Source organism: Natronorubrum thiooxidans, assembly GCF_900156475.1.
Classification (GTDB): domain Archaea; phylum Halobacteriota; class Halobacteria; order Halobacteriales; family Natrialbaceae; genus Natronorubrum; species Natronorubrum thiooxidans.
In genome coordinates this window covers 491,140-515,485 of the sequence record NZ_FTNR01000001.1, presented here as the reverse complement: position 1 = coordinate 515,485, position 24,346 = coordinate 491,140, and the positions used below count along the sequence as shown (strand labels likewise).

The window sequence follows — 24,346 nt, the reverse complement described above, 5'->3', positions numbered from 1 at the left end:
CAACAATGATTGACCAAGCACCTGAACTCGCGGAAGTTGCACTGCAAGCAGAAGAAGTTGCCGGACCAACCCTCGAAAACTCTGGCGCAGCGGCGATCGCCGTCGGTCTCGCCGCACTCGCAGCGGGTTACGCTGAGCGCGGTATCGGCGCCGCAGCCGTCGGCGCAATCGCCGAGGACGACGACATGTTCGTCCCAGGCCTGATCATGACCGTCCTCCCAGAGACGCTCGTGATCCTCGCCCTGGTTGTCGTCTTCATCGTCTAAACACCGCCCCCCTTCTCTTACCAATGAGTTTGGACACAGTCGTAGAAGACATTCGAGAAGAGGCCCACGCGCGTGCGGAGGATATCCGTGCCGAGGGCGAAGCGCGCGCTGAAGAGATCGAATCGGCCGCCGAGGAGGATGCCGAGGAGATCGTCGCCGACGCAGAAGCTGCGGTCGAGCGCGAGATCGAGCAGCTGCGTGAACAGCGACTCTCCAGTGCGAAGCTGGAGGCGAAACAGAAGCGTCTGGAGGCCCGCCGTGATGTCCTCAGTGATGTTCACGAGCAGGTCGAAACCGAGCTCGCGTCCCTCGACGGAGACAGCCGCAAAGAGCTGACTCGTGCGCTGCTCGAGGCTGCAAGCGACGAGTTCGACGCCGACGACGACGTCAGCGTCTACGGTCGCGCAGACGACGAGGACCTCCTCGAGGAGATCCTCGAGGCGTACGACGGCTATATGTTCGCCGGCGAGTACGACTGCCTCGGTGGCGTCGTCGTCGAGAGCGAGCAGTCCCGGGTTCGGGTCAACAACACGTTTGACTCGGTTCTCGAGGACGTCTGGGAAGACAACCTTCGGACGATCAGCAACAAACTCTTCGAGCAATGAGTGTAGGTGCCTCGAATCCGGAATACGTGAACGCTCGCGTTCGGTCCCGCCGAGCCTCGCTGTTCGCGGACGAAGATTATCGGAAGCTGATCCGGATGGGGCCGAGCGAGATCGCACGGTTCATGGAAGAGACGGAGTACGAACGCGAGATCAACGCACTGGGGGCGCGTTTTTCGGGTGTCGACCTGATCGAGTATGCGCTCAACCAGAATCTCGCAAAGCACTTCCATGATCTGCTGGACTGGTCGAACGGACGACTGTACGACCTGATTTCGCGCTACCTGCGAAAGTTCGACGTCTGGAATCTCAAGACGATTATCCGCGGGATCTACACCGACACCGATCCCGATGCGATCCGGACGGACCTGATCCAAGCCGGCGAACTTGAGGAGGCGACGCTCGATCGTGTCCTCGAAGTCGATACGATCGAGGATGCGATCGAGGTACTCAACCGGACGATCTACTACGACCCCCTCAGCGAGGCGTATGAGGAGTTCGAAGAGACCGGTGCGCTCGTTCCCCTCGAGAACGCACTCGACCGGGAGTTCTACGAGCACTTGCTCGAGGACATCTCCCGTGGATCGGGAGACGAGCCCCAGGAAGGGCCGGAAGCGAAGTACGTCGAATTCCTGCAGGCCGAGATCGACTTCCGGAACGCCCGGAACGCGCTTCGACTCGCCCGCAGTGGCGCTGACCTCGATCCTGCCAGCTACTACATCGAGGGTGGCGTTCTGTTCGACCAGTCAGAACTGAGTCGACTCGTCGGGAACTACGACGAGCTCGTCGATCACATCGGCGAGAACAAACGCTACGGTGACCGACTCTCGGGGGCGATGGATCGGCTGCGCGATGCTGATAGCCTTATCCAGTTCGAGCACGCACTAGACGCTGCGTTGCTCGAGTACGCAGATACACTCTCGAGCATCTATCCGGCCTCCGTCTCGGCCGTGCTGTCGTATATCCTCGCGAAAGAGCGCGAGGTCGAGAACATCCGTGCGATCGCGCGTGGTCGAGAGGTCGGCCTCTCCGAAAGCGAGATCGAAGAAGAGCTGGTGATCCTATGAGCCAGGAAATCGCAGTCGTTGGCAGTCCGGAGTTTACGACCGGCTTCCGTCTTGCGGGCGTCCGCCGGTTCGAGAACGTTCCGGACGACGACAAAGGTGCGGAGCTCGACGATGCCGTTATCGACGTCCTCGACGACGATGGCGTCGGCATCGTCGTTATGCACGACGACGACCTCGAGTATCTGTCGCGGTCAGTTCGTCAGAACGTCGAAACGAGCGTCGAACCGGTTGTCGTCACCATCGGTAGCGGAACGGGTGGCGGCGGACTGCGCGAGCAGATCAAACGTGCGATCGGTATCGACCTAATGGAAGAAGACAGCGAGTAACACTATGAGTCAGGCACAAGACACCGAAACCGTCCAGGAGGACGGTGTTATCGAAAGCGTGAGTGGTCCGGTTGTGACCGCCACGGACCTCGACGCCCGGATGAACGACGTCGTCTACGTCGGAACGGAAGGGCTAATGGGAGAGGTCATCGAGATCGAAGGCAACATTACGACGATTCAGGTTTACGAAGAAACCTCCGGCGTTGGCCCGGGCGAACCCGTCGAAAACACGGGCGAACCGCTTTCCGTCGACCTCGGACCGGGTGTGCTCGACGCCATCTACGACGGCGTCCAGCGTCCGCTCGACGTCCTCGAGGAGAAGATGGGAACGGCCTTTTTGGACCGTGGAGTCGACGCCCCCGGGATCGACTTCGAAACGGAGTGGGAGTTCACGCCGACCGTCGACGTCGGTGACACCGTCGAGGCCGGCGATGTCGTCGGTGAAGTCCCCGAAACCGAAAGCATCACCCACAAGGTGATGGTGCCGCCGGATTACGAGGGTGGCGAAATCGAGTCGATCGAGAGCGGCGAGTTCACGGTCGACGAAATCATCGCTGAACTCTCTTCTGGCGAATCGATCACGATGCACCAGGAGTGGCCTGTTCGACAGGCCCGACCTGCTGACACGAAAGAAACGCCGACGGTTCCGCTGGTCAGTGGCCAGCGGATCCTCGACGGACTCTTCCCGATCGCCAAAGGTGGGACCGCTGCGATTCCCGGACCCTTCGGCTCCGGGAAGACGGTCACCCAGCACCAACTCGCCAAGTGGGCCGACGCGGACATCGTCGTCTACGTCGGTTGTGGTGAGCGTGGTAACGAGATGACCGAGGTCATTGAGGACTTCCCCGAACTGGAAGACCCGAAGACGGGCAAGCCGCTCATGTCTCGTACATGTCTCATTGCGAACACGTCTAACATGCCCGTCGCCGCCCGTGAGTCCTGTATTTACACGGGAATCACCATCGCGGAGTACTTCCGCGACATGGGTTACGACGTCGCACTAATGGCCGACTCCACCTCCCGGTGGGCAGAGGCCATGCGTGAGATTTCGAGCCGACTCGAGGAGATGCCTGGCGAAGAAGGGTATCCCGCATATCTGGCCGCATCGCTCTCGGAGTTCTACGAGCGTGCCGGCAAGTTCCAGAATATCAACGGCACCGAGGGATCGGTGACGGCGATCGGCGCCGTCTCGCCACCTGGTGGCGACTTCTCCGAGCCAGTGACGCAGAACACGCTTCGTATCGTCAAGACGTTCTGGGCACTGGACGCAGACCTCGCAGAGCGCCGACACTTCCCGTCGATCAATTGGAACGAGTCGTACTCGCTGTATCGACAGCAACTCGACCCGTGGTTCCGCGACAACGTCGCGGACGACTGGCCGGAGGTCCGTCAGTGGGCCGTCGACGTGTTAGACGAAGAGGATGAACTCCAGGAGATTGTCCAGCTCGTCGGGAAAGACGCGCTGCCGGAAGACCAGCAGCTGACGCTGGAAGTCGCACGCTACCTGCGTGAGGCGTGGCTTCAGCAGAACGCGTTCCACGACGTGGACACCTACTGTGAACCGAAGAAGACCTACCGGATGCTCCTCGCGATCCGGACGTTCAACGACGAAGCCTTCGATGCACTCGAGGCGGGCGTCCCGGTCGAGGAGATCCAGGATGTCGATGCCACCCCGCGCCTGAACCGGATGAACACATCCGATGAGTGGAACGAGTTCATCGACGACCTCGAATCGGATCTCGAAGAACAGATTCGGAGCCTGTACTAACCATGAAAGAGTACCAAACAATCACTGAAATCAGCGGCCCGCTGGTGTTCGCCGAGGTCGACGAACCGGTCGGCTACGACGAAATCGTCGAGATCGAAACCGACGACGGACGGACGCTCCGCGGCCAGGTACTAGAATCGAGCGAAGGACTCGTCTCGATCCAGGTGTTCGAAGGAACTGGCGGTATCGACCGCAACGCTTCCGTTCGATTCCTGGGCGAAACGATGAAGATGCCCGTCACCGAGGACCTGCTCGGACGGGTGCTAGACGGCTCCGGACAGCCGATCGACGGCGGGCCGGAGATCGTCCCCGAGTCCCGTGAGGACATCGTCGGCGAAGCGATCAACCCCTTCTCCCGAGAGTACCCCGAAGAGTTCATCCAGACCGGTGTTTCCGGTATTGACGGCATGAACACCCTGGTCCGTGGACAGAAGCTGCCGATCTTCTCGGGTTCCGGACTCCCGCACAACGACCTCGCACTCCAGATCGCCCGGCAGGCAACCGTGCCGGAAGAAGAGGAAGGCGACGACGAAGATGGCTCGGAGTTCGCGGTCATCTTCGGTGCGATGGGGATCACCCAGGAAGAGGCAAACGAGTTCATGGACGACTTCGAGCGCACGGGTGCACTCGAGCGCTCTGTCGTCTTCATGAACCTCGCGGACGACCCCGCAGTCGAGCGGACAGTCACGCCGCGACTCGCGCTGACCACGGCCGAGTATCTCGCCTTCGAGAAGGACTACCACGTCCTTGTCATTCTCACGGACATCACGAACTACTGTGAAGCGCTTCGTGAGATCGGTGCCGCACGTGAGGAGGTTCCGGGACGACGTGGCTACCCCGGATACATGTACACTGACCTGGCACAGCTCTACGAGCGTGCCGGTCGAATCGAGGGCAAGGACGGATCGGTCACGCAGATTCCGATTCTCACGATGCCCGGCGACGACGACACCCACCCGATTCCAGACCTGACTGGCTACATTACCGAGGGTCAGATCGTGATGGATCGGGACCTCAACAGTCAGGGTATCGAGCCGCCGATCAACGTCCTGCCAAGCCTCTCGCGGCTGATGGACGACGGGATCGGCGAGGGTCTGACCCGGGGCGACCACGCCGACGTCTCCGACCAGATGTACGCCGCCTACGCGGAGGGTGAGGACCTTCGCGACCTCGTGAACATTGTCGGTCGCGAGGCGCTGTCCGAACTGGACAACAAGTATCTCGACTTCGCAGACCGCTTCGAGACGGAGTTCGTCCAACAGGGGTACGACACCAACCGCTCGATCGACGACACGATCGAACTCGGCTGGGACCTGCTGTCGGACCTCCCGAAGGAGGCACTCAACCGGATCGACGAGGACCTCATCGAAGAGCACTATCGCGAAGACGCCGAAGAAGCTGAAGCCGTTCAGGCTGACTGACTGCCGACGCGGCTTCTCTCGGAATCCATTTTTATCGGTGAAACCCACGCTGGAGACACGTGTGTACCCTGGAGCAGGGTGTACGTCGAACCGTGTCGAACGGAGAACATGACTGCGATACAATATATCGAAACAGTCGTATACCCGCTCGATTAATTATGATATGTATGCACAAGCCACTGCTCGTCCCGGAGTTTTTAGACCGGGCGCGAACGCACTACGGCGATGATGAGGCGGTTATCGCCACGACCGGTGAACGGTTTACGTACAACGAACTCGGCGAGCGGGCAGACCGTTTCTCGGCGGCATTACAGGACCGGGGGATCGAGAAAGGCGACCGCGTTGCGGTGTTGGATCCGAACACCCACTATCATCTCGAGGCAGCGTACGGAATTATGCAGGCCGGGGCGGTTCACACCCCACTGAACTACCGGCTCACTCCGAACGATTTCGAATACATCCTGTCGGATGCCGGCGTCGACGCGATCTACGCCGATTACGAGTACGCCGAAAACATCGAGGCGATTCGCGACGACGTACCGACGGAGACGTTCATCACGAACGACGCCGACGCCGTCGATGGCGATTGGGAGCGCTTCGACGACGTCATCGAGGAAGCCGGGACCGAGTACGACCGACCCGAGATGGATGAAGATGAACTCATCACGATCAACTATACTTCGGGGACGACCGGCGATCCGAAAGGCGTCTGTCGAACGCACCGCGGGGAGACGATCCACGCGTATCTGACGGTTGCCCATCAGGATATCAGCGACGACGACGTCTACCTCTGGACCCTGCCGATGTTCCACGCCAACGGCTGGGGACACATCTTTGCCATCACGGGAATCGGTGCGACGCACGTCTGTACGCGCGGGATCGATGCTGGCGAGATCTTCGAGACGGTTCGCGAGGAGAACGTTTCGTACATGTGCGGCGCGCCGACGGTGTTGAACATGCTCGTCGACTACTACAACGAGCACGAACCCGAGACGACCGGCGACTCGCCGGTCCGACTCGCGACCGCTGGCAGCGCGCCGCCGGAGGCGACGATCCGGACCGTCGAAGACGAGTTCGGCTGGTACCTGAAACACGTCTACGGGGCGACCGAGACGGGGCCGCTAATCACCACGTCCGACGCCGGGCGACACTTCGAGGCTGACAGCGATGACCGGTTCCGGATCAAGAAACGACAGGGGCTTGCCTTCCTTGGAACCGAGATCAGAGTGGTCGACGAGGACGGCAACGACGTCCCGCGGGACGACGAAACGCTCGGCGAGGTCGTCGTCCGTGGCAACCAGATCATGGAAAAATACTGGGGAAAACCTGACGCCACCGAGGAGGCGTTTACCGACCGCGTTGAGGGATACTACCACACCGGCGATCTCGCGACGATCGACGAACACGGGATGATCGCGATTCAGGACCGCAAAAAAGACATCATCATCTCGGGCGGCGAAAACATCTCGAGTATCGAACTCGAGGACACGCTGTTCGATCACCCCGAGGTGTCGGACGTCGCGGTGATCCCGGCCCCGAGCGACGAGTGGGGCGAAACACCCAAGGCTTTCGTCGTGCCGGCAAGCGGCGATCCCGATGACCCGGGTGTCTCCGAAGACGACCTCGTCGCGTTCACCCGTGAAAACCTCGCCGGCTACAAGACCGTCCGTCGACTCGAGTTCGTCGAGGAGCTGCCGACGACGGCAACAGGCAAGATCCAGAAGTACGAGCTCCGCCAGGAGGAGTGGGAGGACGAGGATCGGATGGTCGGACAGGGATAGAGCCAGTTCGCAGCGGACAGCCGATCGCATCGACGACAGTGACCGAACCGAGACCCGGCTCGCGTCGCGGCGAGGGGTGATCGTCGGGGACTAAGCGACGGTCCACGACGCAAAAAACTGTAAACAGTTATCCGGCTGGGTGCGCAATCCCCCCACAAGATGGCCAAGGACGTCAAGCCCACCCGCAAGAACCTGATGGAGATCGAGGATCGGATCGAACTCTCCGAGCGCGGGCACGGCACCTTAGAGAAGAAACGGGACGGGCTGATTATGGAATTCATGGACATCCTGGACAAAGCCCAGGACGTCCGCGGTGACTTAGCCGACGATTACAACTCGGCCCAGAAGAAGATCAACATGGCGCGGGCCATGGAAGGTGACGTCGCGGTTCGCGGGGCCGCCGCTGCACTGCAGGAACACCCCGAGATCACCACCGAAGCGAAAAACATCATGGGCGTCGTCGTCCCACAGATCGAGTCCTCGCGGGTCTCAAAGAGCTTGGACCAGCGTGGCTACGGGATCATGGGCACCTCCGCCCGTATCGACGAAGCCGCCGAAGCCTACGAAGACCTCTTAGAGAGCATCATTCTCGCCGCCGAAGTCGAGACGGCGATGAAGAAGATGCTCCGCGAGATCGAGACCACGAAGCGTCGTGTCAACGCACTCGAGTTCAAACTCCTGCCCGACCTCTATGAAAACCAGGAGTACATCGAGCAGAAACTCGAGGAACAGGAACGCGAGGAAACCTTCCGTCTGAAAAAGATCAAAGAGAAGAAAGAACAACAGGAGAAAGCAGAGCGAGAAGCCGAAGCAGAAGAAGCGACGGAGGACGAAGGCACGGCCGAACCGGATATGGAGCAGTCGACTGCGGGCGGCATTCCGGGCGGCGACTGAGACCGCTTGCGCCAGACTATGGCCTGTTCGGAGTGTGGTGCGCCGACGATCGTGTTTTCCGTTCCCGAGGAGTATCAAGCATGCACGCCGGGCGAATCAGCGGCGGCGACGCTCTGTACGCGCTGTCTGACCGTCGAATCGACGTCGGTCGAGTCGACCGGTGAGTCAGATTTCACTCGCGTGAGCGATGCGTTCCCGACGGCGGCGAACGCAGCGGTCCCACTGGCGCTTGCGCTGGGGCTGTGTCCCTCGCTTGCGACCAACCGGTCGGCGATCGAGACACTGCTCGAGGCCGTCGAACGGGCGGGGACGGATCCGCTGTTGGTCCTCGATCGACTCGGTGACGAACCATCGATCGAGCCGGCGTTCGCTCTCGAGCGACGACGCCACCAACTCGAGCAACTCCTGTACTGAGTTCGCTGTCGCTACTCGAGTGGACGAGAAACTGGGGTGTCGATTCGAAGATCAAGAGACGTGGCTCTTCGGTGAGTGAAGACGTGGGGGCACGGTGCCCGAAAATCGGAACGGCGATTACTTCGCAGTCGGGGTGACGCTGTCACTGACGGCCTGTTTGACCTGCAGTGCGGCGCTTGCAGCGAGGCCGCGGGCGACCTCGTCACGTTCGGCGGCGGTGATGACTTCCTCGGCGGCCACAACTTCTTCTAAGTCAGGCGTAAAACCGGCGCTGACGGCGTGGCCGATCGGCGGTCGGACGGCGACGGTGACCTGTGGACCGGTGAGTCCACTCGAGATATCCGAGTCGACAACGTATTCGTCGGGGAGGAACTCTCGCGTTCGAGCGGCGATCCGCGAGACGTCACGGTGAAGCAGACGTTTCTGTGCCCGCGATAGTTCTGGAACGTCCGCCGCGGCACGCTGACCAGCACCCGTTTCTCCCGGCAGCCCTGCGTACGGCGTATTTCCGTTCATGAGAAGTGTGTACCCGGACCAATGCACTGACGGGTCAAAAGGATTCGCCTTCAGACAATCCAGACAGGCCGACCTGTCATTCGTTAACAAATTGGGTCGCTATCGCCGTAGACCGCCAGTACGAGCGCTGTCGTATACGTTCCCGACTCGGCTTGCTCGCTCTCGACGGCGACACGCGGGCCGGCAAACTCCCAGTCTCGCAGTTCCTGTCCCGCATGCAGTCCCTCGTGGACGCGTCGTTCGACGTCCTCGGCGTCGGTTTCGCCCGCTACCTCGTAGAACAGCCCCGGACCGTCGTCGACTGACTGTGACCACGCAAGCGCAGCGGACACCTGGCCTGGACCAGCAGTAGTGGCTCGAGCCTCGACGACGGTCAGCCGTTCGCCAGCGGGGCCGAGGTCGGGTGCGGTGCCGACGGCTTCGACAGCGGTTGCAGCCGGAATAACAGACGAGACGGAGACGAGATTGTAGTTTTCGATGCCTGCCGCTGCGAGTGCAGCGTCGTAGGAGGCCATTTCGGTCGGCGCGGATGCCGATCCCCAGACGACCCGAATCAGACTCATATCCGTGTTCGGGGATGGACAGCGTAAGGCGTTGCGATCCAACGGCAAAACGGTTCAGGAGTCTTACTGGTAGAAGTAGCCAGCCGAGGAGATGACGTCGCTCGAGTCGTCGCTTTCGATCTTCTCGAGGGCCTCGAGGAAGTCCTCGTGGTGGACCTCGTTGCGGTCGTCGCGGATGGCAAACATGCCGGCTTCGGTGGCGAGGCTCTCGATCTCGGCACCGGAGTAGCCCTCGGTTTCTGCGGCCAGTTGCTCGAAGTCGACCTCGTCGTCGACGCGCATGCCGCGGGTATGGATCTGGAGGATCTGCTCGCGACCCTCTCGGTCGGGTTCGGGCACTTCGATGAGGCGGTCGAACCGGCCGGGACGGAGGATCGCGCGGTCGAGCATGTCGTACCGATTGGTCGCAGCGATAATACGAATCTCGCCGCGAGCCTCGAAGCCGTCCATCTCGGAAAGCAGTTGCATCATCGTCCGCTGGACCTCGGCGTCGCCGGAGGTCTTCGATTCCGTGCGCGTGGTGGCGATCGCGTCGATCTCGTCGATGAAGATGATGGCTGGCTGGCGTTCGCGGGCCATCTCGAAGAGATCGCGGACGAGTCGGGAGCCTTCGCCGATGAACTTGCGGACGAGTTCCGAGCCGGCCATTTTGATGAAGGTGGCGTCGGTCTCGTGGGCGACGGCTTTGGCGAGCATCGTCTTGCCGGTCCCCGGTGGCCCGTGGAGGAGGACGCCGCTTGGCGGATCGATGCCGACCTCGTCGAACAGTTCGGGTTCGGCGAGGGGCTGTTCGACGGCCTCGCGGACTTCGCGGATCTGCTCGTCGATCCCACCGATATCGGCGTAGGTGACCGTGGGACGCTCGGTAATCTCCATCGACTGCGCGCGCGCATCGGTCTCGGCGTCGAGGACCGTCTGGATCGCAAACGAGTCATTGACGGCAACGCGGTCGCCAGCCTCGACTTGTTCGAGGATGCGCGGTGAGACGTCGGTCAGCACCTCCTGGTTGTTCCCGTGCTGTTTGACGATTACCTCGTCGTTGTCGAGGACGTCCTCGATGGTGGCGATGTACAGCGAGGAGCTCTTGAGCGCCTCGTTTTCGCGTTCGATGCGGTCGGCGCGCTCGCGCAGTTGCTGGCGGCGCTCGTCGGCGTCCTCGAGTTGGTCGGAGAGCTGTTCGTTGACGTCCACGAGATCGGCATAATGCCCGCGGAGCGCCTCGAGCCGCTCATCGTCGGGGAGATCGGGATCGATATCGCGGTGAGGTCGGTCTGGAATAGACGGGCTTCGAGACATCCTGACGTACGCTGGTAAGCCCCCCACGATAAATGTGCCTTTGGGTCGCGGCCGGTTTTCGGAGCGTACCGCCAGTTCGGACTCGAAAAGACGTGTGATACGGTTCAGTGTCCGTCTGAATTACTCGAGTAACGCCTCGAACTCCTCGAGTCGCTGGCCGTAGGTCTCGAGCGCGCGGTCGATCGGCTCCGACGTACTCATGTCGACGCCGGCGATCCGGAGGAGTTCGAGGGGATACTCGCGGGAGCCACGCCGAAGAAACTCGAGATAGCTGTCGGCTGCATCCCGGTCCGGTTCGTCGCCAGCGCCGTTCGGGAGGATATCGTCGACGATGGCCAGCGCGGCCGAGATTCCGGTCGCGTACTGGTAGACGTAGAACGCCCGGTAGAAGTGGGGGATGCGCATCCACTCGGTGGCGATGCGGTCGTCGATCACGGCGGGTTCGTAGTACGTCTCCTTGAGCCCGCGGTAGAGGTCGTCGAGTCGATCGGCCGTCAGCGGTTCGCCCGCTTCCTCGAGTTCGTGGGCCTTGTGTTCGAACTCCGCAAAGAGCGTCTGCCGATACAGCGTCGAGCGGACGCGCTCTAAGAACTCGTTCAAAACGTGTTTGCGGAACTCGGGGTCGTTGACGGTCTCGAGTAAGTGATTCGTCAGCAGGGCTTCGTTGACCGTGCTGGCGACTTCGGCCACGAAGATTTCGTACCCCGAGTAGACGAACGGCTGTTCGTCTTTCGTGAGTTCGGAATGCATCGAATGGCCGAGTTCGTGGGCCAGCGTGTACATCGAGGAGATGTCGTCCTGATAGTTCATCAGGATAAACGGCTGTGTGTCGTAGGTCCCACCGGAGTAGGCCCCGGACTGTTTGCCCTCGTTTTCGTAGACGTCGACCCACTGAGACTCGAGCCCCTCTGCGACACGTGATTGGTACTCCTCTCCAAGCGGGGCCAGCGCGTCGACGACGTACTCCGTCGCCTGCTCGTAGTCGACCTCGGGGCCTTCGTCACCGGTCAGGGGCATGTAGACGTCCCACATCTGGAGCTCGTCGACCTCGAGTGCCTGTGCTTTGAGGTCGGCGTGGTGGTGGAGCTTGTCAAGATTGTCGTGGACGCTCTCGACGAGCGTCTCGTAGACGTCGACGGGGACGTTGGGGCCGTCGAGGGCGGCCTCGCGGGCGGTGTCGTAGTTGCGCGCCTGGGCCGTCTTCACGTCGGCTTTGACGCTGTTTTTGTAGCTCGCCGCAACCGTGTTCCGGACCGATTCCCACTCGTCGAAATAGGCGTCGTAGACCCGCTGGCGAAACTCTCGGTCGGGGCGTTTGAGCAGGTTGACGAAGTTGCTCTGGGTGATTCCGACGGCCTCACCGTCAGGGTCTTCGACCGTGGGGAACTCCATATCGGCGTTCGAAAGCATCGTATAGACTTCGCCCGTCGCACCCGTGACCTCGCTCAGATCGGCGAGGAGCTCCTCGACTTCCGCCGAGCGGGTGTGGGGTTTCATCCGGAGGACGTCGTCGATGTAGTGGTCGTAGGTCTCGAGGGCGGGTTCGGCTTCGACCATCGCTTCGAACTCCTCGCGAGTCAGTTCCTGAATCTCGGGATCGATAAACGAAGCAGCGGACTGTGCGTCGGCCGCAAGCGACTGTGAGCGGGCCGTCAGTGCCTGGTACTCCTGATTGGTCGTATCCTCGTCGCGGCGCATTCGGGCGTAGGCGGCGACCGTCGACACCTCGCGCATGATCTCGTCGCGCAACTCGAGGACGGAGTGTAGCGTCTCGGCGTCGTCGGTGACCTGTCCCTCGCAGGCGGCGAGTTCGTTGACGCGCTCGGCGACCGATTCGTAGGCGGCCTCCCAGTCGTCGTCGGTCGCGTAGATGCTCTCGAGGGCCCAGGTATACTCCTCGTCGACCTCGGAGCGGTCGGGAACGGAACTCATGCCTCCGGTTTCGGAACGGAGGTGGTAAAGCGTATCGAACGCCGAAGATAGCGGACACAGCGCTGTCGGCGAGTATAGTAGCCACTGAAAATCAATGCACACCTGATCGCACGACAGCTGTGCGATCAGTGTGTAAATCGTTTCAGTTGTTACTATAGGAACCGTCTTCGGGCCCGGTGGCCCGCGGCTGTTGGGAGCGTCGCCACTGGAAAACACTGCCATCCGATCGCACGGCGGCGGTGCGGTCGGTGTACAAATCGTCTTGTCCGGCAGCATATCGCCGAAACGGCGACGGATCGGTGGGTGAAGGGTTTAACTGTCGTTGTCGAATGAATCGACTAATGGGTGACCGGGAGGATACGGCAACGCGAGACTCCCAGACCGACAGCGTCGACAGCGCGGGCGGACAACAGTACCGGGCGCTCGTCGAACTGCTCGATGACGGAGTCTACCGCCTCGATAGTGATGGACATATCATCGCTGTCAACGACGCTCTCGTCGAGATAACGAGCTACGCTCGTCGCGACCTCCTCGGTGAACACGTCTCGAGCATCGTCGGTGAGCGAGACGTGACGCGACTCGAGCGGGAAATCCGCACCCGACTCGAGACGGCTGTGGACGACGACACTACGTTCGAGGTCGGAATCGAGACAGCCGACGGCAACCGGCTACCGTGTACGGTGCAGTTCAGCCTGCTCGTGACTGCTGGCGAGTTCGACGGGACCGTTGGCATCGTTCGACCGGTCGATGCGTCAGCGCTAGCCCGGTCGAAGAGCGACCAGCGGTTCGAATCGTTGGTCGATGCAGTCGAGGAGTATGCGATCTTCATGCTCGATCCGAACGGACACGTCGTGAGCTGGAACGAGGGGCCGAACGGATCAAAGGCTACGACAAAGCGGAGATAATCGGCGAGCACTCCTCCGTGTTCTATACCGACAGCGATCAAGCGGACGACATTCCACAGCGAAATCTCACACAGGCACGCGAGGCAGGCATGGTCGAAGACGAGGGCTGGCGTGTCCGTGCCGACGGCTCGACGTTCTGGGCGAACGTGACGATCACGGCGATCCGAACTGACGGGGAGTTACAGGGGTATGCGAAGGTCACGCGGGATATGACCGACCGACGGGAACGGGAACGACAGCTGCGACACGAACGTAACGTCGTCGAGCAACTCCTCGAGACCAGCCCGGTTGGGATCGCAGTCGTGAACCCGGATGGTTCGACCAACCGGGCCAACGAACGGATGGCGCAACTGCTCGAGATCTCAGCTGAAGACGCCTCGGCGTACACCGCCGGCCAGCGAGCGATGTTCGACGCGGATGGGGCGTTCCTCCCGGTCGAAGAACGGCCTGCGTTCCGGGTGTTCGAGACGGGTGAGCCCCTGTACGATCAGGAGATTCTGTTGGATCCGGACGGGCAACGGCGCTGGCTGTCGGTCAACGCCACGCCAATCACTGGCGAGGAGGGTGATCCGGAGCAAGTCGTCGTGACGGCGACGGAGATCACCGAGTTGAAAACGGTAGCCGAACGGCGCAAGCGGGAACTCGAGGGACGGGAAAAGGAACTCGCCACGGTCAGACTCGCCACGAACTTGCTCGAGACCAGTGAACAACCGACGGAGGAGTTACTCCAGGATTTCGTGGCGAAACTCCCGCAGTCGTTTCGGTATCCAGACCGGACTGCAGCGCGTGTTTCGGTCGGTGAACACGAGGCGGCCACCGGATCGTATGAGCCGTCCGAGCGGTCGATTACTGCCACCACCACCACGGCAAACGGCACGCGGGTTACGATCGACGTCGTCCTCACGGAGCGCCAGCCAGAAACGGACACGGAGCCGTTTCTCGAGGATGAGCAACAGCTGATCGAGACGCTCGCAACGCTCGTTGCGTTTCATTTCGAACGTCAGGAGTACATCGACGAGTTGCAAGCCGAAACCAGACGCCTCGAGCAGTTCGCCTACGCCGCCAGCCACGACTTACAGGAGCCGTTACGGATGATCTCGAGCTATCTCCAGCTGATCGAGCGCCGCTATGGGAACGACCTCGACGCAGACGGGCGTGAGTTCCTTTCGTTTGCCGTCGACGGTGCTGAGCGAATGCGGTCGATGATCGAGGGACTCCTCGAGTACTCGCGTGTCGAGACCCAGGGCGCTCCGCTCGAACCGGTCGATCTCGATTCAGTCATCGAAGACGTGCTCAGAGATCTCGAGGTGCGGATTATCGAGACTAACGCCGAAATCACGACGGCGTCGCTCCCGACGGTCGAAGGCGATGCGAGCCAACTCCGACAGCTGTTCCAGAATCTCCTCGAGAACGCACTCGAGTACAGCGAGGGCGTCCCTCGCGTTCACATCTCGACCGAACGGAGGGGGTCAAAATGGGTTGTGTCCGTCTGCGACGACGGAATCGGCATCGAACCCGAGGAGACGGACCGAATCTTCGAGGTGTTCCAGCGGCTCCATAGCCGCGAGGACTACGACGGAACCGGGATCGGATTGGCGCTGTGTCAACGGATCGTCGAACGACACGGCGGTGAGATCTGGGTCGACTCCGAATCCGGCAGTGGATCGACGTTCTCGGTGACGTTGCCAGCGGTATCCGAGGCCGACGATTGATCTAAAACGCGGCGCTGACCGACCGACAGCGGCTGCTCAGAACGGGACGTCGTCCGAGATGTCGCGTGACGTTCCCTCCGTCAGCCCATCGAACCCGGTGGTGACCGAGACGCGATCGATCTCGTCGATCTCGCTCGGCAGTCGGCGCTGGATCGCCTGCGTCGTCATCGGGCTGACGCCACAGCCGCTACAGGCCCCGGTCAGGTTGATCGACACGTGGCCCGCCTCGAGGTCGACCTCGGTGATCGAGGAGTCGCCGCCGTGGGCCTGAATCTGGGGAAAGTTCCGCTGGAGGAACAGGGAGACGGCTTCTCTGACGGCGTCTTCCGGGGACTGGGTGTCGGCGGAGTTGCTCATGGGAGCACGAACGGACCGGGCGAATAAATCTCTGTCCACCGCTCGGAACTGCGCCAGGAGAACACGACTGGCACCTGCTCGAGGAAGAGCGCGTCGTCTCGACGATGGTCTGCGTGATCAGCGTCGCAGCTCAGCGTCGACCGCAGTTCGGACCACACGAGCAACACCGAGCATCGCGATGAACGTACTCGCAAAGATGACAGCCACGAACAGAAAGACACCGAGCCCGACCGCCCCGGCGTTTGGATGAGAGAGAAACGGCGACGTGAGGCGGGAGCCCAGAAACGCGATCACGATCCCTGCGGCAACGTAGATCGACGCTCGCCAGTAGGCACCGTACTCGTCCGGCGACAGTTCCATGCGCTGAACAATCAGCCCCGACCGTAAAAAGCGCTCGTCCACTCACTGGATGCCGTCAGCGACCTGCCCTGCGACCCGCGCGCCTGTCTGGCGGTCGATACGACGCGTCTCGAAGACCGCCCGTGCGCTCGAGGCGGCATCCTCGTCCACAGTGAACTCGAGGCCCGGATAGTCGACCGCCGTCAACACGAGTGGCTCCGGCGGTGCGGGTGCGATTCCCTCGTGGCCGGGCAGTGACTCGGAGCTGAGTGTCCGCTCGATCTTCGCGAGCGAGACCGCGCCGGTACCGACGTCCTGTGCGAGCGAGACGAGTCGGCGGACGAGTTCGCGGGCAAAGCCGCCCGCGATGACAGTGAGGACGAGATAGTCGCCATCACGGGCCGCCGACAGCGTCGGCGAGCGCTCGGTGTTGTGGTCGTCCGGGGTGAGGTTATGGAAGTCGTGGGGTCCCGACAGGGCCTCACAGGCGGCGTGGAATCGGTCGTCGTCGACCGACTGCTCGATTTTAGCCGGAGTCGCACTCGAGTCGCCTGCAGCCGGCGGTGCGTACAGGTGATACGTGTACGTCCGGCGGGTCGCGTCGTGAGTTGCGTGAAACGAGTCAGGGACGTCGGCGACCGCCCAAGCCCGAACGGCGGCGGGCAGTTCGGCATTGAGCGCCCGTGGCGTCAGCCAGTCCGGTCCCTCGAGAGTGATCGTCTGAGCGAGTGCGGAGACACCGGCGTCGGTCCGGCCGGCGGCGGCGTAGCCCGCGGGCTTGTCAGCGTCGGGAGCAAGGACCTCGAGCGAGCGCAGAGCGTCGAAGATGGTATCCTCGACGGTGGACACGTCGGGCTGGCGCTGAAAGCCGTAGTAGCCGGTGCCGTCGTAGGCGATCCGAAAGGCGCGCATCGGTTCAGTTCCACCGACGCGCGCAGCCGTGTTAGGGCCGTCGAACCCACGCCCGACGGTGTCGGCCGACAGTATATCCGCCGCGAGTGTCGACAGTTCCCATCCGACGCGTCCGCTACTGATCGGTACTGATCCGGGTTGTGACGACGCCATCGCACTCGTGTTGGCACTCGAGCGCACCCTCTCGCTTGTCGACGTGAGAGCGGCGAGAGAGTGCTGTCCGCGTTGCTTCCCTCGAGTCGTCAGTGCTGGCTGTCGCCCGACGACAGTCTGATTGCGTCCCAGTCACCCGGCAGAACGGGCCCTCGAGCAGCGGATCGTTCGTCTCGGCCATCCACTCGCGTAGCTCCTCGCGAAGCCGGTCGCGAGTCTGCTCGAGGGCGGGGTCGTCGGGGCCGTCATCGGCGAGGAGATTGTCCTGTTCGAGCGGATCGGCCTCGAGGTCGTACAGTTCCTCGTAGGCTCGTTGCTCGCCGTAACACGCCTCACGCACCTCGCGGCCGGCGTCGCTACAGTAGATGTCGGTCGTGAGATAGCCGTGCGAACTCGTCGGCGACGGTTCGGGCACGAGCGGTCTCGTGAACCGACGGCGGCGTGTCCGCGGTCAGTGGCTGGTCGGTGTGGATTCGATCGTAGCCGAGCCGGGCGGGGGACTCGGTGACGTGTTGCAGCCCGAACAGATGGGTCTCGTAGCCGGCCTCGGCGAGCAGTTCGGGGAGGAGTCGCTCATCGTCGTGAAGCTCCCAGTCGGCGTGGGCAAGCCCGAGCATCCCGTTCTGGTGTGGATGGCGTCCGGTGAACAGACTCGAGCGACTGGGCGAACACTGGGGTGCGGTCACGAAGTGGCGGTCGAAGCGAACGCCGTCGGCGGCGAGGCTGTCGAGCCGTGGCGTGTCGACGGCCGCGCCGTAACAGCCGACGTACGTCCCCAAGTCGTGACAGTGGATGAGGACGATGTGTGGCGAGGGCATGCCAACAGGCTACGGCGACGACGAGAGTAAGCGTTCGGACGAATACGGACGCGTAAGCATCTCTCGGAAACGATTGTCAGTCTATCAGTAGTCTCCAATCGAGTGATCCACCTGCATACTCCGGGCCGATGACCTTCCCTTCGAGGAGCGGAGTTGTGCCACCCATGGCGGAATCTAACGGACGTGACCCGGAGTTACATTCAACTGTGCGGAACGTCGTTCTCGTCGTCCTCGATACGGCTCGAGCAAAAAGCGTTGGCCCGGAAACGACGCCAGCGCTGACCCAGCTTGCGGCGGAGGGCACGACCTTCGACAACGCGTTTGCGACTGCCCCGTGGACCCTGCCCTCTCACGCCTCGATATTCACGGGGACCTATCCCTCCGAACACGGCACGCACGGCGGACACACCTATCTCGACGATGAACTGCGGACACTCCCCGAGGCGTTTGCCGACGCGGGGTACGAGACCGTCGGCGTCTCGAACAACACCTGGATCACCGAGGAGTTCGGCTTCGATCGGGGCTTCGAGGAGTTGCGGAAAGGCTGGCAGTACGTCCAGTCCGACGCGGATATGGGGGCGGTCGTCCGCGGCGAGGACCTCCGGGAGAAGCTCCAGGCCACGCGGCGTCGGCTCTTCGACGGCAATCCAATGGTCAACGCGGCGAACATCCTCTACAGCGAACTGCTTCAGCCAGCGGGTGACGACGGGGCCGACCGAGCGACGACCTGGGTCACCGACTGGCTCGAGAGGCGGACGGACGACCGCCCGTTTTTTCTGTTCTGTAACTTCATCGAGCCACACGTCGAGTACGACCCCCCGAAGGCGTACGCCGAGCAGTTTCTCCCCGAGGACGCGAGCTACGAGGAGGCAGCCGCGATCCGGCAGGATCCTCGTGCCTACGACTGCGAGGACTACGTCCTCTCCGATCGTGACTTCGCGCTGCTTCGCGGCCTCTACCGGGCGGAACTCGCCTACGTCGACGGCCAACTCGCCGAGCTTCGGACGGGACTCGAGGACGCCGGGATGTGGGAGGACACCCTGTTCGTCGTCTGTGGCGACCACGGCGAGCACGTCGGCGAGCACGGTTTTTTCGGCCACCAGTACAACCTCTATGACACCCTGCTTAACGTGCCGCTGGTCGTCCACGGGGGGCCGTTTACCGACGGCGGGCGACGACGCGATCTCGTCCAGTTGCTCGACCTCCCCGCGACGCTGCTCGAGACTGTCGGCATCGACGATCCAGCGCTCCGAGCGCAGGGCTCGAGCCGATCGATGCATCCGAATTCGACGGCGACGCCGCGAGACGCCGTCTTCGCCGAGTACGTCGCTCCCCAACCGTCGATCGAGCGCCTCGAGGCCCGGTTCGGCGACATTCCTGCTCGCGTACGAGCGTTCGACCGGCGACTACGGGCCATCCGCACGGCGAGGCACAAGTATGTCCGGGGTGACGACGGCTTCGAACGGCTGCACGAGATCGAATCGGATCCGCTCGAGCACGTCGACATCGCGGCGGACGAGCCAGAACGGGTTCGAGCGCTCCGTGAGCGCCTCGAGGAGCGATTCGAGCCGCTCGCGGACGTCGGCACGACAGGCGAGGTTGCGATGCGTGAGGGGACGAAAGAGCGACTCGCGGATCTGGGCTACCTGTAGTCGGCCACATCGCGGCCGTGCCTGCAGTACCCGTTTGATTGGCAGTCCGCTACACCGGACGACGACGAGTTGCCACACCGAGTTCGGCTCGAGCGACGGGAAAAACGGCGATCATCGACGCTTCGACCAATGACATCACAGACTGTCCGACTCGAGGCAGGCGGGTTCGTCCCGTTTTTCCGGTCGTACACGAGGACGTGGATCCACGCCGTCGCGACGGCCGGGCTGACCGCGTTCGGGACGCTAACGATCGTTCACCGCTGGTTTGCCGGCCTCGCGCTCGCAGCGTACGTCGTTCCGCCTATCGTACTCTATCTCCGCCAGCGAGGACGTGTCGAGGACGACAGCGAGTCTCGAGCGGAAGCGACACCACGCGAGCACTCCGAACTCGACGACGAGCGACCCCCCAGTGAGGGCGAACGACGGGCCGACCAGAACGACGCTTCGCCCGTCGGCTGGAACACGGCCGAGACACCCACGGACGCGACGTTGCACGACGTGACCGTCACCACGTCGAACGACGGCTACGCTGTTGGCGACGGCGGGCTCGTTCTCGCGAGCGAGGGCGACGAATGGGAGACCGTCCTCGAGGACGGACCGGCAGCCCAGGGCAACAACCTCCGCGGAGCGGATGCGACGGCAGACGGCGAGGCAATCTGGATCGCCGGCGACAGCGGCTCCCTCGGTCGCGTCGACGGCGAGACCGGCCGCCACACGGATTATACGGCCCCAGCGGAGATTACCGGCAACTGGCTAGGCGTCGCCGTTGACGGCTCGAGCGGCGAGGAGACGATCGTTTTGATAACTGGCTCCGGCGGCGTCGTTCGCGGCACGTATCACGAGGGCGACCTCGAGTGGTCCGGCCCTAAAAAGCCCGGCAGCGGATCGAGTCTGCGTGCCGTTTCGCTCGCCGACGCGGCGGTCGGCTACTGCTGTGACACCAACGACGGCGTCTTCGAGACGACCAACGGCGGTGAGTCGTTCGACCGCGTCGGCCTCGAGGGAGCGGACGGAACGCTTACCGACGTCGCGACGGCCGGACGTGGGGACTGCGTCGTCAGCGACGACGACGGAACCGTTCACCGCTACGACGGCTCGAGGTGGACGCCAGAACGCGTCGCCACGGGGTCGGTGTCCGGTGTCGCGCGTCACGAGGAACGGACGGTCGCGTGTACTGCGGACGGCAGTGTGTTCGAGCGGCCGTCGCCGGAGGCTGCGTGGGAACGGCTCGATACCGACGTCTCCGGCGGGCTGGTCGCGGTCTCGCTCGGCCCTGATCGCTCTGTCGCAGTCGGCGCGGACGGACTCATCGTCGAACGGGGGCGACGGTGACGCCGGTCGTCGCTTACAGTTATTGTACTCGAGGGTGGTATCTCGAGGTGTGAGCGATCAGCGAACGGACCGCGATCGCTGTTGCCTCTGTGGGACGGCGATCACCGAATCGAACACCGAGACTGGCTCGGAGACGGGCGGGGACGGCCCGTTCTGCTCGACGGGCTGTCGTGACGTCGCCGCAACACTCGGCAAGCCCGACAGTGCTGACAGTACCGCCGAGAGTGGTGCGAGTCCCGATACCGACCCCGACGACCGAGACGACGCGTTGACGCGTACGTTCTTCCGGGTCGACGGCATGCACTCGGCGCTCTGTGAGAAATATCTCGAGTCGATCGCCGAGGGTCACGCCGGCGTCTCGGCTGTCGCGGCGAGTTACGTCACGGAAAGCGTTCGAGTCGACCACGACCCCGATCGCGTCTCGGCGGCGACACTCGAGGATGCCCTGACTACGACCGGCTACACGGCATATCGTCGCGAGAAGGCCACGGACGCGGCCAAAGCTGACGAGACGGCGGACGACTCGAGTAGCACACGGCGATCCCGCGAGATGCAGGGGATGCGAAAGCGCCGCTCGGAAGACATGCTCGAGGTCCGGTACATCATTGGAATCGTCTTCGGCTCGTTTCTGCTCGTACCGTACGTCACGGTGTTGTATCCGGTGTATCTCTCCGCGTACACTGACTACTGGCTGTTCGAGCGCTACGGCGAGACGTTTGCGACGTTCGACGGCATGCTGTTCCTCCCCATTTTTCTCGTGGTAACTGGGGCCGTCCTCTATCTGACCGGGATGCCACTGTTGCGCGGTGCGTACGTGAGCCTGACGCTCCGACGACCGAGTACGCACCTGTTCGCGGCGCTGTCGATCGTTGCCGCCTTCTGTTATGGCACGATCTCGTTCGTCGTTGGTGATCCCCAGATCTACTACGACCTGACGATTCTCGTCGCCGCCACCGTCATGGCCGCGATCTTCTACGAGGAACTGATCAAGCGGACAGCGGTGAACCGGCTCACCGAGCTCACGGTCTCGCAGGTCGGGACGGCTCGCGTCCTCGAGGCCGACGGCACGACTCGCGAGCGTCCGGTCGAGGAAATCGAGGCCGACGACCGCCTGCTGGTTCGGGCGGGCGAGCGAATCCCTGTCGACGGGACGATCGCCGAGGGCGAGTGTACGGTCGACGAGGCGGTCATCACCGGGGAATCGCTCCCGGTCTCGAAAGCCGCGGGCGACGAAGTGGTCGGTGGCTCGGTCGTGACGGGGAACGCCGCCGTCGTCGCCGTTGGCGAACGGACGACGAGTAGTATCGACCAGCTAACACGAACTGTCTGGAATCTCCAGAGCGCCGATCACGGCGTCCAACGCCGGGCGGACGCCCTCGCCGGGCGACTGCTCCCGGTCGTCGCCGTCGCCGTCGTCGCCGTCGGGCTGGGAGCAGTGGTGCTTGGCAACGGGCCACTGACCACCACGACGGCCGCACTCGTGGCGATTATCGCCGTGAGTCCGTGGGCGCTCGCGCTCGCGACGCCGTATTCGATCGCGACCAGCATCCGCGACGCCCTCGAGGCCGGAATCGTCGTTTTCGACGAGAGCGTTTTCGAGCGGCTCCGCGCGGTCGACATCGTCGTCTTCGACAAAACCGGGACGCTGACGACCGGCGAGATGACTGTCCTCGAGGCGGACGCTCCGGACGACCTCCTCTCCGCGGCCGGCACGATCGAACGGCGCGGCGCACACCCCGCTGCCGCGGCGATCGAGACTGCGTTCGCCGACGACGGCGCACGCGCGTCGGCACGGACCGACGGCGGCGTCACGGACGAGGAGGCAGACGGTGAGCGAGGAGACGGCCAGCTACGGGCGTTCGAACGCCACGCGACCGGCGTCGAGGGCGTCGTCGACGGCCAGCGCGTGCTCGTCGGTCATCCCGACCTCTTTCGCGAGCAGGGCTGGGCGCTCGAGGACGGCCTCGAACAGCGCGTTGCGACCGTCCGGGCGGACGGCCACCTCCCCGTCGTCGTCGGGCGTGATGGCCACGCAGCGGGGATCATTACCGTCGGCGACGAACCGCGCGGGGAGTGGGAACGGACGGTGACGGCGCTTGCCGACGGCGGCGTCGACGTCGTGGTCCTGACCGGCGACGACGACTCGGCTGCGGCCCGCTTTCGCGCGCACTCGAGTATCGATCACGTCTTCGCAAACGTCTCACCCGAGGGAAAGACGGCGGCGATCCGGCGGCTACGGGCCGACAACCGCGTGGCGATGGTCGGCGACGGGACGAACGATGCACCCGCCCTCGCCGCGGCGGATCTGGGCATCTCGCTCGGTGGCGGGACGGCACTCGCCGCCGACGCGGCCGATCTCGCGATCGTCGAGGACGACCTCGCTGCCGTCGAGCGGGCGTTCGCACTCGCGCGCGGCGCTCGCAGGCGTGTCGTCCAGAACCTCTGGCTCGCGCTCGTCTACAACGCGATCGTGATTCCCGTCGCGCTGGCGGGGCTGTTGAGTCCCGTCATCACGACCGCGGCGCTGGCTGCCAGTGGCCTGTTGATCGTCGGCAACGCCTCGCGACCGCTGCTCGAGGCCGACCGCGAGTGAACAGGGGTCGAAACGTCCCGCCCCACGGTCACCTCGTCAACGGCATCGTTTGATAGCGCTCCGTTCCGTAGGAGACGTATGGCTGCCCTCGAGACGGCTCGTTCACGTGCGCGGATCGTCCCGGTCGACCACGCAAGCCGACCGCGTCGGGGTGAGCGGTGATGGCCCGCGTACTCGTCGCCTTCGGCTCGAGCGAGGGCCAGACGGCGACAATCGCCGAGCGGATCGGCGACGTCCTCGAGGCGGCGGGCCACGACGTGGTGGTCGTCCACGCGAAACACCCGCCGGCGGAGCTCGATCCGGGCACGTACGAGGGAGTGATCGTCGGTGCGTCGATCCACATGGGCTCACACCAGTCGTACGTCGAATCGTTCGTCGACACGCACAGCGAGGCGCTAAACCGCCTCCCGTCGGCGTTTTTCTCGGTGAGCCTAACGGCAGCTCACGACGACCCCGCCGAGCGCAAGCCGGCCCGGGACCTGCTTGAGGACTTTCTCGAGGAGACGGGCTGGGAACCGGACGCCACGTTGCTCGTCGCGGGCGCGCTCAAGTATCGCGAGTACGGCCTGCTCAAACGGTTCATGATGCGCCGAATCGCGAGGAGTGAAGGCGGCGACACCGATACCGCCCAGGACTATGAGTACACCGACTGGGACGAGATCGAGGCGTTCGCCGAGGAGTTTACGACGTTGCTCCCCGACGCATCCGAACCGGATCCGCGCTGATC

General features: G+C 63.2%; 22 protein-coding genes and 1 pseudogene. 15 read left to right on the top strand and 8 right to left on the bottom strand.

Annotated features, from left to right (window positions below; all coding sequences use genetic code 11):
- Positions 1–5 precede the first annotated feature (5 nt).
- From BW940_RS02600 to BW940_RS02560, 9 genes are all read left to right on the top strand, one after another.
- Entirely contained in the window at positions 6–266 is a 261-nt protein-coding gene (locus BW940_RS02600; RefSeq protein ID WP_076607609.1) for a hypothetical protein, read from the top strand.
- A gap of 23 nt (positions 267–289) precedes the next feature.
- A complete protein-coding gene (locus tag BW940_RS02595; RefSeq protein ID WP_076607608.1) occupies positions 290–871 on the top strand; it encodes a V-type ATP synthase subunit E in 582 nt (193 codons plus the stop codon).
- Positions 868–1,935, top strand: coding sequence for a V-type ATP synthase subunit C (locus BW940_RS02590; protein WP_076607607.1), 1,068 nt, complete (start codon positions 868–870; stop codon positions 1,933–1,935). The genes BW940_RS02595 and BW940_RS02590 overlap by 4 nt, the downstream gene beginning before the upstream one ends.
- Positions 1,932–2,261 carry a V-type ATP synthase subunit F gene (locus BW940_RS02585; protein WP_076607606.1) on the top strand — a complete coding sequence of 110 codons (330 nt, stop codon included), beginning with the start codon at positions 1,932–1,934 and terminating at the stop codon, positions 2,259–2,261. The genes BW940_RS02590 and BW940_RS02585 overlap by 4 nt, the downstream gene beginning before the upstream one ends.
- Before the next feature lie 4 nt (positions 2,262–2,265).
- Positions 2,266–4,029 (top strand): ATP synthase subunit A, encoded by a 1,764-nt coding sequence (locus BW940_RS02580; RefSeq protein WP_076607605.1) that lies wholly within the window; start codon positions 2,266–2,268, stop codon positions 4,027–4,029.
- 2 nt (positions 4,030–4,031) lie between these two features.
- Positions 4,032–5,450 carry an ATP synthase subunit B gene (locus tag BW940_RS02575; protein WP_076607604.1) on the top strand — a complete coding sequence of 473 codons (1,419 nt, stop codon included), beginning with the start codon at positions 4,032–4,034 and terminating at the stop codon, positions 5,448–5,450.
- 167 nt (positions 5,451–5,617) lie between these two features.
- Positions 5,618–7,231, top strand: a complete 1,614-nt coding sequence (locus BW940_RS02570) for a long-chain-fatty-acid--CoA ligase (protein WP_076607603.1) — start codon at positions 5,618–5,620, stop codon at positions 7,229–7,231.
- A gap of 159 nt (positions 7,232–7,390) precedes the next feature.
- Positions 7,391–8,125 (top strand): V-type ATP synthase subunit D, encoded by a 735-nt coding sequence (locus tag BW940_RS02565; protein ID WP_076607602.1) that lies wholly within the window; start codon positions 7,391–7,393, stop codon positions 8,123–8,125.
- A gap of 18 nt (positions 8,126–8,143) precedes the next feature.
- The gene (locus tag BW940_RS02560) at positions 8,144–8,539 is read left to right on the top strand and encodes a DUF6276 family protein (RefSeq protein ID WP_076607601.1); all 396 of its coding nucleotides are present in this window, start codon (positions 8,144–8,146) and stop codon (positions 8,537–8,539) included.
- Between the two features lie 117 nt (positions 8,540–8,656).
- Here BW940_RS02560 and BW940_RS02555 read toward each other — a convergent pair whose 3' ends face one another.
- The 4 genes from BW940_RS02555 to pepF form a co-directional block, all read right to left on the bottom strand.
- Positions 8,657–9,055 (bottom strand): DUF5811 family protein, encoded by a 399-nt coding sequence (locus BW940_RS02555; protein WP_076607600.1) that lies wholly within the window; start codon positions 9,053–9,055, stop codon positions 8,657–8,659.
- A gap of 83 nt (positions 9,056–9,138) precedes the next feature.
- Positions 9,139–9,618, bottom strand: coding sequence for a pyruvoyl-dependent arginine decarboxylase (locus BW940_RS02550; protein WP_076607599.1), 480 nt, complete (start codon positions 9,616–9,618; stop codon positions 9,139–9,141).
- Positions 9,619–9,681: 63 nt separating this feature from the next.
- Positions 9,682–10,914, bottom strand: coding sequence for a proteasome-activating nucleotidase Pan2 (pan2, locus tag BW940_RS02545; RefSeq protein WP_076607598.1), 1,233 nt, complete (start codon positions 10,912–10,914; stop codon positions 9,682–9,684).
- Positions 10,915–11,034: 120 nt separating this feature from the next.
- Positions 11,035–12,846, bottom strand: a complete 1,812-nt coding sequence (gene pepF, locus BW940_RS02540; protein WP_076607597.1) for an oligoendopeptidase F — start codon at positions 12,844–12,846, stop codon at positions 11,035–11,037.
- Between the two features lie 341 nt (positions 12,847–13,187).
- Here pepF and BW940_RS22635 point away from each other — a divergent pair, with 341 nt between their 5' ends.
- Together BW940_RS22635 and BW940_RS02535 are read left to right on the top strand one after the other, a co-directional pair.
- Positions 13,188–13,751, top strand: a complete 564-nt coding sequence (locus BW940_RS22635; protein ID WP_159440150.1) for a PAS domain S-box protein — start codon at positions 13,188–13,190, stop codon at positions 13,749–13,751.
- Between the two features lie 17 nt (positions 13,752–13,768).
- A complete protein-coding gene (locus BW940_RS02535; protein ID WP_235847764.1) occupies positions 13,769–15,463 on the top strand; it encodes a PAS domain-containing sensor histidine kinase in 1,695 nt (564 codons plus the stop codon).
- A gap of 36 nt (positions 15,464–15,499) precedes the next feature.
- Here BW940_RS02535 and BW940_RS02530 read toward each other — a convergent pair whose 3' ends face one another.
- The 4 genes and pseudogenes from BW940_RS02530 to BW940_RS20820 form a co-directional block, all read right to left on the bottom strand.
- Positions 15,500–15,820 carry a NifU family protein gene (locus BW940_RS02530; RefSeq protein WP_076607596.1) on the bottom strand — a complete coding sequence of 107 codons (321 nt, stop codon included), beginning with the start codon at positions 15,818–15,820 and terminating at the stop codon, positions 15,500–15,502.
- Positions 15,821–15,937: 117 nt separating this feature from the next.
- Positions 15,938–16,180: a hypothetical protein gene (locus tag BW940_RS02525; protein ID WP_076607595.1), complete on the bottom strand. Its 243-nt coding sequence runs from the start codon at positions 16,178–16,180 to the stop codon at positions 15,938–15,940.
- A 42-nt stretch (positions 16,181–16,222) separates the two neighbouring features.
- Positions 16,223–17,071, bottom strand: a complete 849-nt coding sequence (gene truA / locus BW940_RS02520; RefSeq protein WP_076607713.1) for a tRNA pseudouridine(38-40) synthase TruA — start codon at positions 17,069–17,071, stop codon at positions 16,223–16,225.
- A gap of 242 nt (positions 17,072–17,313) precedes the next feature.
- Positions 17,314–18,042, bottom strand: a pseudogene (locus BW940_RS20820) (sulfatase-like hydrolase/transferase).
- Positions 18,043–18,206: 164 nt separating this feature from the next.
- Between BW940_RS20820 and BW940_RS02505 the strand changes: the two are divergent.
- The 4 genes from BW940_RS02505 to BW940_RS02490 all read left to right on the top strand — a co-directional run bounded on the left by BW940_RS02505 (position 18,207) and on the right by BW940_RS02490 (position 24,344).
- Positions 18,207–19,694, top strand: a complete 1,488-nt coding sequence (locus BW940_RS02505) for a sulfatase (RefSeq protein ID WP_173834833.1) — start codon at positions 18,207–18,209, stop codon at positions 19,692–19,694.
- A 129-nt stretch (positions 19,695–19,823) separates the two neighbouring features.
- Positions 19,824–21,026: a beta propeller repeat protein gene (locus BW940_RS02500; protein ID WP_076607591.1), complete on the top strand. Its 1,203-nt coding sequence runs from the start codon at positions 19,824–19,826 to the stop codon at positions 21,024–21,026.
- 49 nt (positions 21,027–21,075) lie between these two features.
- Positions 21,076–23,619: a heavy metal translocating P-type ATPase gene (locus BW940_RS02495; protein ID WP_076607590.1), complete on the top strand. Its 2,544-nt coding sequence runs from the start codon at positions 21,076–21,078 to the stop codon at positions 23,617–23,619.
- A 161-nt stretch (positions 23,620–23,780) separates the two neighbouring features.
- Complete coding sequence (locus tag BW940_RS02490) at positions 23,781–24,344, top strand: flavodoxin domain-containing protein (protein ID WP_076607589.1); 564 nt, start codon at positions 23,781–23,783, stop codon at positions 24,342–24,344.
- Positions 24,345–24,346 lie beyond the last annotated feature (2 nt).

What these genes read in the sequence shown, in the direction of transcription:
- BW940_RS02525 (WP_076607595.1), bottom strand. Translation starts at nt 16,180, where the DNA reads ATGGAACTGTCGCCGGACGAGTACGGTGCCTACTGGCGAGCGTCGATC.
- BW940_RS02490 (WP_076607589.1), top strand. Translation starts at nt 23,781, where the DNA reads ATGGCCCGCGTACTCGTCGCCTTCGGCTCGAGCGAGGGCCAGACGGCG.
- BW940_RS02500 (WP_076607591.1), top strand. Translation starts at nt 19,824, where the DNA reads ATGACATCACAGACTGTCCGACTCGAGGCAGGCGGGTTCGTCCCGTTT.
- pepF (WP_076607597.1), bottom strand. Translation starts at nt 12,846, where the DNA reads ATGAGTTCCGTTCCCGACCGCTCCGAGGTCGACGAGGAGTATACCTGG.
- BW940_RS02570 (WP_076607603.1), top strand. Translation starts at nt 5,618, where the DNA reads ATGCACAAGCCACTGCTCGTCCCGGAGTTTTTAGACCGGGCGCGAACG.
- BW940_RS02580 (WP_076607605.1), top strand. Translation starts at nt 2,266, where the DNA reads ATGAGTCAGGCACAAGACACCGAAACCGTCCAGGAGGACGGTGTTATC.
- BW940_RS02585 (WP_076607606.1), top strand. Translation starts at nt 1,932, where the DNA reads ATGAGCCAGGAAATCGCAGTCGTTGGCAGTCCGGAGTTTACGACCGGC.
- BW940_RS02550 (WP_076607599.1), bottom strand. Translation starts at nt 9,618, where the DNA reads ATGAGTCTGATTCGGGTCGTCTGGGGATCGGCATCCGCGCCGACCGAA.
- BW940_RS02505 (WP_173834833.1), top strand. Translation starts at nt 18,207, where the DNA reads ATGGCGGAATCTAACGGACGTGACCCGGAGTTACATTCAACTGTGCGG.
- BW940_RS02555 (WP_076607600.1), bottom strand. Translation starts at nt 9,055, where the DNA reads ATGAACGGAAATACGCCGTACGCAGGGCTGCCGGGAGAAACGGGTGCT.
- BW940_RS02590 (WP_076607607.1), top strand. Translation starts at nt 868, where the DNA reads ATGAGTGTAGGTGCCTCGAATCCGGAATACGTGAACGCTCGCGTTCGG.
- BW940_RS22635 (WP_159440150.1), top strand. Translation starts at nt 13,188, where the DNA reads ATGGGTGACCGGGAGGATACGGCAACGCGAGACTCCCAGACCGACAGC.
- BW940_RS02530 (WP_076607596.1), bottom strand. Translation starts at nt 15,820, where the DNA reads ATGAGCAACTCCGCCGACACCCAGTCCCCGGAAGACGCCGTCAGAGAA.
- BW940_RS02595 (WP_076607608.1), top strand. Translation starts at nt 290, where the DNA reads ATGAGTTTGGACACAGTCGTAGAAGACATTCGAGAAGAGGCCCACGCG.
- BW940_RS02560 (WP_076607601.1), top strand. Translation starts at nt 8,144, where the DNA reads ATGGCCTGTTCGGAGTGTGGTGCGCCGACGATCGTGTTTTCCGTTCCC.
- BW940_RS02600 (WP_076607609.1), top strand. Translation starts at nt 6, where the DNA reads ATGATTGACCAAGCACCTGAACTCGCGGAAGTTGCACTGCAAGCAGAA.
- BW940_RS02575 (WP_076607604.1), top strand. Translation starts at nt 4,032, where the DNA reads ATGAAAGAGTACCAAACAATCACTGAAATCAGCGGCCCGCTGGTGTTC.
- BW940_RS02565 (WP_076607602.1), top strand. Translation starts at nt 7,391, where the DNA reads ATGGCCAAGGACGTCAAGCCCACCCGCAAGAACCTGATGGAGATCGAG.
- truA (WP_076607713.1), bottom strand. Translation starts at nt 17,071, where the DNA reads ATGCGCGCCTTTCGGATCGCCTACGACGGCACCGGCTACTACGGCTTT.
- pan2 (WP_076607598.1), bottom strand. Translation starts at nt 10,914, where the DNA reads ATGTCTCGAAGCCCGTCTATTCCAGACCGACCTCACCGCGATATCGAT.